General features: G+C 71.6%; 13 protein-coding genes. 7 read left to right on the forward strand and 6 right to left on the reverse strand.

The genetic code is table 11. The annotated features are described in order from the left end of the window. Positions 1 to 11 precede the first annotated feature (11 nt). Positions 12 to 887, reverse strand: coding sequence for an MBL fold metallo-hydrolase (locus tag LDO11_RS02260; protein WP_232140168.1), 876 nt, complete (start codon positions 885 to 887; stop codon positions 12 to 14). A 179-nt stretch (positions 888 to 1,066) separates the two neighbouring features. Here LDO11_RS02260 and LDO11_RS02265 point away from each other — a divergent pair, with 179 nt between their 5' ends. Further along, positions 1,067 to 1,579, forward strand: coding sequence for a ferritin-like domain-containing protein (locus LDO11_RS02265; protein ID WP_232140169.1), 513 nt, complete (start codon positions 1,067 to 1,069; stop codon positions 1,577 to 1,579). A gap of 55 nt (positions 1,580 to 1,634) precedes the next feature. Here LDO11_RS02265 and LDO11_RS02270 read toward each other — a convergent pair whose 3' ends face one another. After that, the gene (locus LDO11_RS02270) at positions 1,635 to 2,945 is read right to left on the reverse strand and encodes a diguanylate cyclase (RefSeq protein ID WP_232140170.1); all 1,311 of its coding nucleotides are present in this window, start codon (positions 2,943 to 2,945) and stop codon (positions 1,635 to 1,637) included. A gap of 123 nt (positions 2,946 to 3,068) precedes the next feature. Here LDO11_RS02270 and LDO11_RS02275 point away from each other — a divergent pair, with 123 nt between their 5' ends. After that, entirely contained in the window at positions 3,069 to 3,797 is a 729-nt protein-coding gene (locus LDO11_RS02275; RefSeq protein ID WP_232140171.1) for a hypothetical protein, read from the forward strand. A 66-nt stretch (positions 3,798 to 3,863) separates the two neighbouring features. Here LDO11_RS02275 and LDO11_RS02280 read toward each other — a convergent pair whose 3' ends face one another. Together LDO11_RS02280 and LDO11_RS02285 are read right to left on the reverse strand one after the other, a co-directional pair. Continuing rightward, positions 3,864 to 4,646: an oxygenase MpaB family protein gene (locus LDO11_RS02280; protein WP_232140172.1), complete on the reverse strand. Its 783-nt coding sequence runs from the start codon at positions 4,644 to 4,646 to the stop codon at positions 3,864 to 3,866. Continuing rightward, positions 4,643 to 5,140, reverse strand: coding sequence for a lipocalin family protein (locus LDO11_RS02285; protein WP_232140173.1), 498 nt, complete (start codon positions 5,138 to 5,140; stop codon positions 4,643 to 4,645). Before LDO11_RS02285 ends, LDO11_RS02280 begins: the two co-directional genes overlap by 4 nt. Positions 5,141 to 5,314: 174 nt before the next feature. Here LDO11_RS02285 and LDO11_RS02290 point away from each other — a divergent pair, with 174 nt between their 5' ends. The 4 genes from LDO11_RS02290 (at position 5,315) to LDO11_RS02305 (ending at position 10,090) form a co-directional block, all read left to right on the forward strand. Next, positions 5,315 to 5,716 (forward strand): hypothetical protein, encoded by a 402-nt coding sequence (locus LDO11_RS02290; protein ID WP_232140174.1) that lies wholly within the window; start codon positions 5,315 to 5,317, stop codon positions 5,714 to 5,716. 102 nt (positions 5,717 to 5,818) lie between these two features. Next, positions 5,819 to 7,978, forward strand: a complete 2,160-nt coding sequence (gene dinG, locus LDO11_RS02295) for an ATP-dependent DNA helicase DinG (RefSeq protein ID WP_232140324.1) — start codon at positions 5,819 to 5,821, stop codon at positions 7,976 to 7,978. Between the two features lie 119 nt (positions 7,979 to 8,097). After that, positions 8,098 to 9,030 (forward strand): M14 family metallopeptidase, encoded by a 933-nt coding sequence (locus LDO11_RS02300; protein WP_232140175.1) that lies wholly within the window; start codon positions 8,098 to 8,100, stop codon positions 9,028 to 9,030. 82 nt (positions 9,031 to 9,112) lie between these two features. Continuing rightward, positions 9,113 to 10,090 carry an HDOD domain-containing protein gene (locus LDO11_RS02305; protein ID WP_232140176.1) on the forward strand — a complete coding sequence of 326 codons (978 nt, stop codon included), beginning with the start codon at positions 9,113 to 9,115 and terminating at the stop codon, positions 10,088 to 10,090. A gap of 52 nt (positions 10,091 to 10,142) precedes the next feature. Here LDO11_RS02305 and LDO11_RS02310 read toward each other — a convergent pair whose 3' ends face one another. Both LDO11_RS02310 and LDO11_RS02315 read right to left on the reverse strand, forming a co-directional pair. Then, a complete protein-coding gene (locus tag LDO11_RS02310) occupies positions 10,143 to 10,691 on the reverse strand; it encodes a BON domain-containing protein (protein ID WP_232140177.1) in 549 nt (182 codons plus the stop codon). A 69-nt stretch (positions 10,692 to 10,760) separates the two neighbouring features. After that, positions 10,761 to 11,015, reverse strand: coding sequence for a hypothetical protein (locus LDO11_RS02315; RefSeq protein ID WP_232140178.1), 255 nt, complete (start codon positions 11,013 to 11,015; stop codon positions 10,761 to 10,763). A gap of 242 nt (positions 11,016 to 11,257) precedes the next feature. On the opposite strand from LDO11_RS02315, the gene LDO11_RS02320 reads away from it, so the two are divergent. Further along, entirely contained in the window at positions 11,258 to 12,409 is a 1,152-nt protein-coding gene (locus tag LDO11_RS02320; protein WP_232140179.1) for an NAD-dependent epimerase/dehydratase family protein, read from the forward strand. The last annotated feature ends 66 nt before the right edge of the window (positions 12,410 to 12,475 follow it).

Genomic DNA, 12,475 nt, shown 5'->3' on the forward strand with positions numbered 1-12,475 from the left:
GGTGCCGGGCCTCAGAGCCGTGGCGTTGCGAAGCCCTCCGCCGGAATGCCCGCGGAGCGGCCGCTGAGCTGCTCGAACTCGGCGATGTCGTGCGAGCAGAAGATGTCGACGTCACGGCTCCCGCGCGCCAGCGCCCGCAGGCGGTCCTGGTTGTGCAGCCGTGCGTCGCGGTCGAGCTCCATCATCCACTGGTAGAAGCGCAGTCCGGGCGGGCAGACGGGGGTGGATGCCATCTCCCCGGCATGGAAGTAGGCATCGGCGGCGAGGAACTTCCAGCGGCCACCGGAATACACCGCGATGCCCGCATGCCCGTGGGTGTGCCCGGGCAGCGGGACCATGAGGATCTCCGGCGGCAGCCCGTCGGGGGTCCGCACCCCTTCGAAGCCATTCCATCCGCTGCCGCCTTCGGTGCCGTAGGTGCGCCAGTTCGGCTGTGTCGACCACTGCTGGGGCCGTAAGCGCTGGCGATCGAGCCAGCTGCGCTGCCGCACTGCATGTTCGCGTTCGCTGGCCAGCATGTGCACGGTGGCATTCGGAAAGTCGTCGAGTCCGCCGGCGTGGTCGAAATCCAGGTGGCTGAGCAGGATGTGGCGGACGTCGGCCGGGTCGAAGCCCAGGCGCTCGACCTGCCGCACCGCGGTCATCTGCTCGCGGAATTCGGGCCGCAGCAGGGTGAGGAAGAAACGGCTCAGGCGTGACTGCGGGTCGGCGACGTCGCGCAACCCCAGGCCGGTGTCGACGAGCACCAGCGAGTCGGGCGTTTCGATCAGCAGGCAATGGCAGGCGAGGTGGCCACGTTCAAGCAACGATCGCGAGCGGCCGTCCATCAGCCGCCCCCCCAGCGGGCAGGTCGAGATGCAGTTGAGGTGATGCACGCGCATGGACATCGGTTCGGCTCCACGGGCAAAGCGCGAGGGTGCAATGGCCGCGGTGGGCTCGCGGTGAATCCGGCGGCCGGTGGTGACACTGCCGGCCCGCACCCGGCAACCCGACATCGGGCCATCTCGGACCGTTCACGCCTGCGGCGGGAAAGTGCCGTCCCCCCCCCTTTCCAGGAGATGCACCGATGACGACCGAAGCGCGTGAACACCTGCTCGACTGGCTGCGCGATGCGCACGCGATGGAGCTGCAGGCCGAGAGCATGCTCAAGGCGCAGGCCGGGCGGATCGAGAACTACCCGAAGCTGAAGATGCGCATCGAGGAGCACCTGCAGGAAACCCTCGGCCAGCAGCGTCTGCTCGAGGAATGCATCGAGCGCCTCGGCGGGTCGACCTCGGCGGTCAAGGACACGATGGGCAAGATCGCGGCGATGGGCCAGGCGATCGGCGGGATGACCGCGTCCGACGAGATCGTCAAGGGTTCGATGGCCAGCTATGTGTTCGAGAACATGGAGATCGCCTCGTACACCACCCTGATCGCCGCCGCCGGCGCGATCGGCGACACCCAGACGCAGCGCGCCTGCGAGCAGATCCTCGAGCAGGAGATCGCGATGTCGAAGTGGCTGCTCGAGCACCTGCCGGAAACCATCCGCGAGTTCCTTGCCCGTTCGGAAATGCCGGGCGAGACCGCGAAGAAGTGATCCAGGCCGGGGCGCCATGCCCCGGTGCGTGCGCCCGCAACAATCCGTGCGCGGCTCAGGCCACGGACGCGGCCGGTGCCCAGCTCGGCTGGACCCGGTCGCGTCCCGCGGCCTTGGCGAGATACAGGCAGCGGTCGGCCTCGGCGATCAGGCGGCTCAGGCTGTCGTCCGCCGACACCATCGTCATGCCGATGCTGACGGTCACGCACAGCTCTTCCGCACCCACCGGGATCCGCAACCCCGCGATGCGCTGCCGCAGGGCCTCGAAGTAGCCATAGGCGCCATCCTCCGGCAGCCCGGGAACCAGCATGCAGAATTCCTCGCCGCCGAAGCGCGCGACGAGATCCTGCGGTCGCGCATGGCCGGCGACCGCGGCGGCGATCGCACGCAATGCGTGGTCGCCGGCCTCGTGTCCCCAGGTGTCGTTGATGTGCTTGAAGTGGTCGATGTCGAGCATCGCCACGGTCGCCGTCTCGCGCCCGGCCTGCAGCCGCGCCAGTGCGTGCTCGCTCTCTTCGAGGAAGTGGCGGCGGTTGGCCAGCCCGGTGAGGAAGTCGCGGGTGGCGAGGTCCTGCAGGCTGCCGATCAGTTCCAGCTGGTCGATGTTCTGCGACACCCGGCAGAAGAACTCCTCGCGCGAGAACGGCTTGCGCAGGAAATCGTTGGCGCCGTTCTTGAGGAAATGCGCGACCAGCCCCGGGTCCCCGGTGCCCGAGACGCCAATCACGGCAAGCCGGTCGCGGGTGCGCACGCTGCGCATGCGGCGTGCCAGTTCGATGCCCTGCATGCCGGGCATTTCCTGGTCGACCACCGCAAGCCGGATGGTGGAATCCGCCTCCAGCGCAGCGAGCGCGGCGTCGCCATCCGCGGCCTGCACCACGGTGTAGCCGTAGAGCTCCAGCAGGGCGGCCGCGTAGCCGCGCGCCGATGAGGAATCGTCGACCACCAGCGCCGAGACCCGGCGGTTGCGGTCCAGCCGCTGCACCAGCCACAGCAGGTAGTCCAGGCTTCCCGGTGCGTTCTTCAGCACGAAGTCGATGATCTGCCGGCGCAGCACCCGGCGGCGCAGGTCCTCGTCGTAGACGCCGCTGACCACCACCGTGGGCAGGCCGCGGTCGAGGAAGAAATCCACCACCGCGTCGCGGTTGCCGTCGGCCAGCACCAGCCCGGTGAGCGCGAGGAACCAGTCGTCATGTGCGCGCAGCGCCTCGTGCGCCTCGGCGAGGTTGGCCGCCACCGTGACCGGAAGCCCGAGCTTCTGCTCGATGGCCCCGGCCACCATCTGCGTATAGCTGCGCGAGTTCTCCACCAGCAGGATGCGTTGCGGCAGCGCGGCCGACGGCGAACGCAGTGGAAGGACGTGCATGCCGAGGCACCCGGGTCGTTGCGAGAGTCGCAGCCCATATCGGCCCGGCGGGCGCCGACTTGAGCCTGCCCGCGGCGTATGCCGGGCGTATCCTGTGCGCCCTGATCACATCGAGGACGTGGCATGCGGCATTCGGAGCGGTTTCTGGTGGTCTATTCCGGCGTGCTGACGCTGGCACTGGCGGTCGTCCTGTTGACCGGCGCGCGCGACACCCGCACCGCAACGTTCGACGAGATCGACGTGCAGCGGATCAACCTGCGCGAGCCGGACGGGACCCTGCGGATGGTCGTGGCCGGCCGCGATCGCTTTCCCGGCGGCATCGTCAAGGGGCGCGAGTACCCGTTCGAGCGCGGCGTCGCCGGGATGATCTTCTACAACGACGAGGGCACCGAAACCGGCGGGCTGGTGTTTCGCGGCAAGGTGGGCGAGGACGGCCGGCCGGTGACCAGCGGGCACCTCAGTTTCGACCCCTACCACCGCGACCAGGCGCTGGGCCTGAGCATGCAGCAGGTCCGCGGCGGCTACGAATCCGGACTGACCGTCAACGACGTCGGTGATACCCCGATCGAGGAACTCTTGCAGGCCATGGAGCGCATCCGCGCGCTGCCGGAGGCGGAGCGCGCAGCAGCGCAGCAGGCATTTGCCGACAATGCGCAACCGCTGGTGCCGCGCCTGTTCGTCGGGCGCACACGTGACGGCATCGCCGCCCTGCAGCTGCGCGATGGCAGCGGAAAGACGCGCCTGCAGTTCCGTGTCGAGGAGGACGGCGCTGCGCGCATCGACTTCCTGGATGCGGACGGCAACGTGCAGCGCACGCTGGGTGCGGATGGGAGCGAAGCGGGCGGCGGGTAACCGCGCCATACGGGGTGTCGCCGAAGGCGCCGCGGCGCTGTGGGGGCAGGGCGTGACGCGGTTGCGTCAGCGCCCCTGCCGGCGGCGGAAGTCCGCCAGCACCCGCCTCGCCGGCAGTTGGCGCAGCCAGGCCGGGGTCATCCAGTAGAGCCTGGGCGCGATGCGGCGGAACTGCTGCCAGCGCTGTTCGTCGCGTGCCGACCATGGCAGCCCGTAGGCCTCGCGCAACGCGGGCGGCAGCAGCCCGCGGGTGGCGAAGCGCTGCAGTGGCAGGGCCGTGCGCAGGTACCAGGGCGTGCGCCCGCCGCGCAGCACCGCCTGCATGTCGTCGCGCACTTCCGGTTCCACCCGGAGCGTGGCGAGGCGCGCGTTCCACCAGTGCTCGAACGCATCGGCATCCGCCGGCCACTGGTCGTCGGGCACCTGCAGCGTGCGCCCGAATGCGTGCGCCTGCCGGTACAGGTGCTCGCGGGCTGGCCCGCCGAGCGGGCTAACGAACAGCTGGTACATGTCCAGCGCCCCGCGATAGAGCGTGGCCGCCACCCACAGCTGCAGGTCGCGGTCGAAGGCGTTGTAGCCGGGGCCGCGCACCGGCGCGTGCGCGCGGTCGACCATGCGCCGCACCGCACGCCGGTCCTCGTCGTCGCCGAGGCTCACTGCGTAGATATAGGTCATCGTCGCCCGCAGCCGGTCGAGCGGCCGCTCCAGGGTGGTGCTGTGACGCGCCACGCCGCGGCCTACGCCGGGGTCGGCCATCTGCCAGGCCACCGCCGCGCCGGCGCCGAAGTAGAGATAGGCCTCGCGGTTGATGTCAGCCAGGCCCGGGCCGATCGTCGGCGCGCCTGTCATCGGGTCGCGGCGCTGCCCTGCGGCGTGTCGATCAGCCCGGTCAGGTCGAAGCCGCGTTCGCGCGCGGTGGCGAGGTAGTCCTCGCGGGTGACGGCATCGATCGTGGGCTCACGCGCCAGCAGCCACAGGTACCTGCGGTCCGGGCTGCCGACCAGGCTGATGCGGTAGTCGGGGTCGAGCCGCAGGATCCAGTAGTCGCCTTTGGTGAAGGGGATCCAGCGCAGCCCGTCGGGCAGGAAGCTCACCTTGAGCCTGCTGTTGCTGTCGTCGACGGGCGTCGCCTCGCCGATCGCTTCCTGCGGCTCGCCGTTGCCATCGATCGCGCGGTTGGCCACGCGCACCTTGCCGTCGTCCTGCAGGCTGTAGGTGGCGGTGATGTCGCGGTAATCCTCGGGCTCATGGCGCATCGGCAGCCGGGCGATCTCGTACCAGGTGCCGAGATAGCGCTGCAGGTCGACCGAGGGCACGGTCGCGGGTTCGTCGTGATGGCTCATCGAAGATGTCCTCGTTCGGGGACTCCCTGTGTAGGCAGGCACCGGTGAACCCGTCGCATACGCCGCGCGCCGCCATTCAGGAGTGCGATGTGAGGGCCACGGCAACGGTCCGCGCATGTCCCCGCGTTACCTTCGCCGCATCGGGCGCAGGCCCAGGATTGAAGAGGATGTGCGATGAAGATCTGGATCCATGCGCTGGCCGCGGGCGTGATCCTGACCGGCTGCTCGGCCGAGCGCTGGGCCGAGCGCGATGCGGTGGTGGCCTGCGAGCGAATGCTGGGGCAGCTGCTGGCCGATTCCGGCTCGGCGGTGATTCCGGAGCCGCAGGCCCGGGCCGCCGAAGGCGACAACGGCTTCCTGGTGTCGTGGGATGCGGGCAGCGGCCTGCAGGTCGCAGGCGCCGAGGGCGGTGCACTGCGCGAAGCCACCGCGCGCTGCCATTTCGGCCTGCAGGGCGACGTGGAGTGGATCGAGCTGGATGGCGAGCGGATCTTCGACCCGTTGACGCGTCAGGACGCGGCCCGTGACCAGCGCCAGAGTGCGAATGACGGGGACGCGGCCGCCGTCGGCCAGTAATCCCGGCACGCACCGCGCGACAGCCTGAACGCGCTTCAGCATCCGGCCTGCGCCGTGGCGGTCGCGGGGCGGATGCCGGCCGCGATGGCCGACAATAGCCGGATGATGGAATCCGCCGCCGCCGCTTCTCCCACTGACGCAACACCCACGACCGACGACGCGCCCGCCCGCGCGCTCACCGAGGGCATGAAGGACGCGGTGCGCCAGGCCTACCAGCGGCTGCAGGAGAACACGCCAGGGTTCAGCCCGCGCCGCGCCCAGCGGCAGATGATCGGCGTCGCCTCGCGCGCGCTGGCCACCAGTGGCGGCGTGGCGGCGATCCAGGCGCCCACCGGCGTCGGCAAGAGCCTCGGCTACCTCAGCGCCGGGGTGCCGATCGCGCTGGCCAGCCAGCGCAAGCTGGTGATCAGCACCGGCACCGTGGCGCTGCAGTCGCAGCTGGTCGATCGCGATATCCCGGCGTTCCTCAAGGCCACCGGGCTCGATGCGCGGGTGGCGCTGGCCAAGGGCCGCACCCGCTACCTGTGCCCGCGCAATGCGCTGGAGCTGCATGCCGGGCCGGGGCAGGCGTCGATGTTCGGCGACATGCCGGCGGAGGAGGGCGAACGCCTCTACGACCGCCCGCCGACGGTGCTGGAGATCGAGGCCGCCGGCCGCCTGCTCGAGGCGCTGTCCGACCGTTCGTGGGACGGCGACCTCGACGATGCGCCGACGCCGGTTTCGCCTGCGTTGCGCGGCCACATCACCACGCCCGCATCCGGCTGCGCCGGCCGCCGTTGCAGCCATGCCGCGCAGTGCCCGGTGCTGCGCGCACGCCAGACCGTGCGCGAGGCGCAGATCGTGGTCACCAACCATGCGCTGCTGCTGTCGTCGCTGACCATGGGCGAGCTCGAGAACGGCCAGCCGTTGCTGGCGCCGCCCGGCGAGATGCTGCTGGTGCTCGACGAGGCGCACCACCTGCCGGGGGTGGCCATCGACCAGGGCGCCGCCCGCATCGGCCTGGGCGAGGCCGCGCGCCAGGTACGGCGCATGGAGGGACTGATTGCCAGCGCGTACCGCACGCTGGACAAGGACACCATCGGCCGGATGCTGCCGGGTGACGTGGTGGAGCTGGCCGCACGCCTGGCCAAGGCGCTCAAGGCCTTCCGTAGCGAACTCGAGCTGGCGTGGACGCCGGACCCGTCCGAGCGCGAGGCGGTCTGGCGCGCGCCGATGGGGCGGCTTCCGGATGCGTGGATGCCGACGATCGAGGCGCTCGCCGACGACACCCGCGAGCTCTACAACTGGGTGCATGCCGCCCAGCAGGCCGCCTCGAAGGGGAAACCCGACGAGCCGCTGCGCGAACGCCTGCTGCGCACGCTGGGGCCGGTGGTCGAGGCGATGGCCCAGCAGGACGCGCTGTGGGCCGGCTGGCGCCGCGAGGACCACGAGGGCCAGCCACCGATGGCGCGCTGGATCGCGATGGACCGCGACGGCGAGCTGCACTGCCACGCATCGCCGGTATCGGCGGCGCAGGTGCTGCGCTCGCTGGTGTGGCGCGAGGTGGACGCGGTGGTGATGACCAGCGCCACGCTGGCGGCGGGCCATGACTTCCGCGCGTTCGCCGCCGAGAACGGCATCCCGTCCCACGCCGAGATGGTGTCGCTGGACTCGCCGTTCGACCTGCAGCGCCAGGCGCAACTGGTGGTTCCGCGGTTCCCCGTGCCGCCCGACGACCGCGAAGGCCACCCGCGCGAAGTCGCGCGGTGGCTCGATCGCGAGCTCGACTGGGGCCGCGGCAGCATGGTGCTGTTCACCTCGCGCTGGAAGATGGAGAAGGTGGCCGAACTGCTGCCCGCCGCGCGGCGGGCGTCGGTGCTGGTGCAGGCGCATGGCAACAAGAGCCGGCTGGTGGCCGAGCATCTGGAACGCGTCGCCGCCGGCAGGGGTTCGGTGCTGTTCGGGCTGAACTCGTTCGGCGAAGGACTCGACCTGCCGGGCGAGGCCTGCACCACGGTGGTGATCACCCAGGTGCCGTTCGCCGTGCCCACCGATCCGCAGACGGCGACGCTCGGCGAATGGCTGGAAAGCCGCGGGCACAACCCGTTCAACCTGATCGCGGTGCCGCAGGCGCTGCGCACCCTGACCCAGTTCGCCGGGCGGCTGATCCGCACCGGCGAGGACACCGGCCGCGTGGTCATCCTCGACTCGCGCCTGCTCACGCGCCAGTACGGCCAGCGCATCCTCGATGCGTTGCCGCCGTTCGAGCGGGTGATCGGCTGACCGGCTGCAATCGTCTCCGCATGCGGGCGGCCGTTGCCGGGCGGGGTCGCCCCGTGACCCGGCCGCCGGGTTTGGACCGCGATGCTAGAGTCCGGGCCCCCTCCTGCCACGGTGATGCCATGTCCACGACCCGCGCTTTCTATCCCATCGGCACCCCCGGCGTCGCCTGGGGCGCGGCGGAACGCGCGCAATGGCTGTCGCGCCAGCGCCGCCTGCGCAGCCATGCCGACGACGTGGTGCAGGCCATCGAGCGGCTGCGCGGCGACTGGGACGTGGTCGAATACGGCAGCGTGGAATACCCGCCGGATGGCTATCCGCTGCTGGCACTGCGCAGCCGCGACTGGGACGTGGGACGCCCGCTGGCGCTGGTGACCGGCGGCGTGCACGGCTACGAGACCAGCGGCGTGCGCGGCGCGCTCGCCTTCGCGCGTGCGCACGGCCACGAATACGCCGGGCGCATCGGCCTGCTGGTGGTGCCGTGCGTCAGCCCGTGGGCCTACGAGCGCATCCATCGCTGGAACGCCGATGCGGTCGATCCGAACCGCTCCTTCCGTGCCGGCAGCCCGGCTGCGGAATCCGCCGCGCTGATGGCGCTGGTGGCACCACTGCGCGACCGGATGCGGGTGCATGTGGACCTGCACGAGACCACCGACACCGATGAATCGGAGTTCCGCCCGGCACTTGCCGCGCGCGACGGCGCCGAGTGGGTGCCGGGCAGTATTCCGGACGGGTTCTACCTGGTCGACGACAGCGAGCGTCCGCAGCCCGGCTTCCAGGCGGCGGTGATCGAGGCAGTCGCGCGGGTCACCCATATCGCACCGGCCGACGAACGCGGCGAGATCATCGGCTCGCCGGTGGTCGCGCCGGGGGTGATCGAGTATCCCGTCCAGCGCCTGGGCCTGTGTGCCGGCATCACCGGTGCGCCCTACGTCACCACCACCGAGGTCTATCCGGACAGCGCCGATGCCACGCCCGCGCAGTGCGACGCCGCGCAGGTCGCCGCCATCCGCGCCGCACTCGACTACGCGCTGGCGCATCCGGTCGCGCGCTGAGTCGCGCGCCACGCGGCGAAGGCGCCGCGTGAAGGCGCTGGAGTACCATGCGCGCCGGGGAACGGAAGGCGGTGCGCAACGGATGGATGCAATCGTGGCAACGGGGCTGACGGGGGCCGCGCTGGCGGCGCTGGCATGGTGGTGGTCGCGACGCCGTCGCCCGCTGCGCACGGGCGCAGATGCGCGTGTCCCGGAGGGTGATGCCCCATCGCCGACGAAAGTCGCGCAGCCCGCCGCGGACTGGGCGCACGCGCTGCTGGAGCTGTCACTCGGTGCGGTGACGGCCGAGGGCGCGGCGCCAGCGCACGACGATGCCATCGCGGCGGCCGCGCGCTCGCTGGAGCGCTTCGCGTCGGAACCCGGACGCCTGCCGCGACGACCGCAGCTGCTGCCGCAGCTGCTTGGCGCGCTCAACGACGACGCCTCGTCCGCGGCGCAGCTGGCCGCTGTGGTGAGTCGTGATCCGGCGCTTGCCGCCAACCTGCTGAAGCTCGCCAACAGCGCGCTGTACCGGGTCTACCCGGCTCCGGTGGGGAGCCTCGAGCGCGCCGTCACGCTGGTCGGCATGCAGGGCATGCGCCAGCTGGTGGCGCTTGCGCTGATGCAGCCGGTGATGCACACCGAGGGCGGGGCCTTCGGCCGCCTGCCGGACCTGGTCTGGGAGCACACCCAGTACGCCACGCTCGCGCTCCGCGAGCACGCGCGCAGGCCGGGCGTCGATGCCTTCGCCGCGCAGCTGCTGGTGCTGCTGCAGGGGCTGGGCGCGATCGTGGTGGTGCAGGCGCTGCGCGACGAACATGCTCGCCGCGGCCTGGCGGCGTTGCCGCTGCCGGCGGTCGCGCAACTCCTGCAGGCATGGGCGCCGCGCATCGGCCGGGTGGTGGCCCGCAACTGGGACCTGCCGGCACGCACCTGGCAATCGCTGGAGGACTCCGGCGCCGGCAGCGAACTCGCGCGCGTGGTCGACACCGCATGCGCTGCCGGGGCGCGGGCGCTGGGTGCGATGCGCGAAGCGGACGCGCCAGGGAATGTGGCGCCGCTGGCGCTGGCGGCGTCGTAACCCGCGAAAGCGCCGCCCGTGGGCGGCGCTCCACATCGCGTGACGGCACGTATCAGGAATCGCGCTGTCCGCCCCCGCCGCCGGTGGACTGCGACGCGTCGGCCGGCAGCGTGCCGATCGAGTGGCGCTGGTCGTCCCCGGCGCGGCCGCCCACGCGGATGCGGTTCTCGACATCCTTCACGCCGCTGCAGGCTTCGGCCAGGTCCTCGGCACGGTGCTTCATCCAGCGGTGCGACACGGTGCCGGTGAGGGTGGCGACGCCGTCGCGCACCTCGACGGAGATGTCCGAGGCGTCGACATCGTCGTCGTCGGCCAGGCGCTCGCACAGGGTTTCCATGATCCGCTCGTCCGAGCGCGTATAGCCCTTCGGGCCGCGGCCGCGGAAGCCCCCGCGCAGCGTGGGATCGTCACTGCCGCCTCGCCAGGGCTCGCCGCCGTTGCGGTGCCCACCGATGCGTCGCGGCTCGTCCTCGCCACCCTGGTACATCGTGGAGATGTCGTCGCCGCGGCCGCGCCCGAGCGACGAGGTGTCGTACTGCTCGAGGCGCGGATGGGAGCAGTAGCGCCCTTCGCGCGACTCCTCGACCGGGGGGCCGGACATGCCGTGACCGAAGCCGCCCTGGCGGGGTCCGTTGCCGCCGTATCCACCCTGCGCATAGGCCTCGCGGTTTTAGCCGCCTTCGCCGTGGCCATAGCGCTCCGACAGTTGCCGGGTGTAGTCGCCATCGTCGCGCCCTTCGGGGCGTCGGTCCTCGCCGCGGCGACCACCCGAGTGGCGTTCGTGGTCGCGGGCACGATGCTGCTGGTCGCCGGCATCGGGACGGCCGCGGGCGGCCCAGTCGTCAGGGCGGCTGAACTGGCGGTCCTCGTTTTCCTGCCACTGCCCGCGATGGCGCTGGTCGTGTCGATCGTGGTCGCGCTTCATTGGCTGTCTCCTGTCGGCGCCGTGCGCCGTATCCGAACGGGGGAACGTGCCCGACTATCGACGCAGCGGCGTGCAGCCCGTGCATCGGTGGTGTCGAGATATCGTTCAGCGCGACGGCCTGCGGGCATCAGGGGTGCGGATACCGGATACCGGATACGGCTGCAGTCACTCCCACTTCCGGCACGGGCCGTGCCGGACCCGGCGGATGCAGACTCGCCGCACACCCTGCCGCGGAGCCCGCCATGCCGACGTCCCGTCGTGACCTGCTGAAGTTCACCGCACTGGCCGCAGCGGCCGGCGCATTCCCCGCGTTCGCCGCGTCGAGCGTGGCCAGGGCCGAGCGCCCGTTGCGCATCCTGATCCTCGGCGGCACCGGCTTCACCGGCCCCTTCCAGGTCGACTACGCGCTCGCCCGCGGGCACCGGGTGACCCTGTTCAACCGCGGCAAGCGGCCGACACCCGGGTGGCCGGGCGCGGTCGAACAGGTGCATGGCGACCGCAACACCGGCGACCTCTCCGCCCTCGACGGCCGGGAATGGGACGTCTGCATCGACAACCCGACCACGCTGCCGTTCTGGGTGCGCGACGCCGGCGCGGCCCTGCGCGGGCGGGTCGGGCATTACGTCTTCATCTCGACCATCTCGGTGTATGCCGATGGCAGCCGCCCCGGCATCGGCGAGGACGCCCCGCTGGCCGCCTACACCGGCGCCGACCCGCTGGCCGAGACCATGGACACCTTCCGCGCCGACATGGCCGGCATGTACGGACCGCTCAAGGCCGCCAGCGAAGCCGAGGCGCGCAGGCAGTTCGGTGATGCGGTGACCGTGGTGCGACCCGGTTACATCGTCGGCCCGCGCGACGACACCGGCCGCTTCACCTACTGGCCCCTGCGCGTGGCGGAAGGCGGCGAGGTGCTGGTGCCCGGCGACGGTCGCGACCCGGTGCAGTTCATCGACGGTCGCGACGTCGGCGAATGGGTGATCCGGCTGGCCGAGGCGCGCACGTCCGGCACCTTCAACGCGGTCGGCCCGGCACGGCGCATGGACACCGACACCTTCCTCGCCGGCATCAGGGCGGCGACCGGTGGCGATGCCCGCTTCACCCACGTGCCGGCGGAATTCCTTGCCGCGCGCGAAGTGAGGTTCGGAGCCGACCTGCCGATCTGGTTCCCGCAGGACCACGAGTACGGCGGCTATGGCCAGGTGGACAACCGCCGCGCGATCGCGGCGGGACTCACGTTCCGGCCGCTGGCCACGACCGTCACCGACCTGCTGGCGTGGCACCGCGCGCTGCCTGCCGAGCGGCAGGCCGAACAGCGTGCCGGCATGTCGCGCGAGCGCGAGACCGAACTGCTGCGCGAGTGGCACGCGCGGGACGGGGCGGCCGCCACCTGAGCCCGCAGCGCCCCGGAACCCGGCCGCCGCGACAGGGCGGCGAGCCGCGCTAAGATCGGCCGATCG

The organism is Alterluteimonas muca (assembly GCF_021191595.1).
In the GTDB taxonomy this organism is placed as follows: domain Bacteria; phylum Pseudomonadota; class Gammaproteobacteria; order Xanthomonadales; family Xanthomonadaceae; genus Luteimonas; species Luteimonas muca.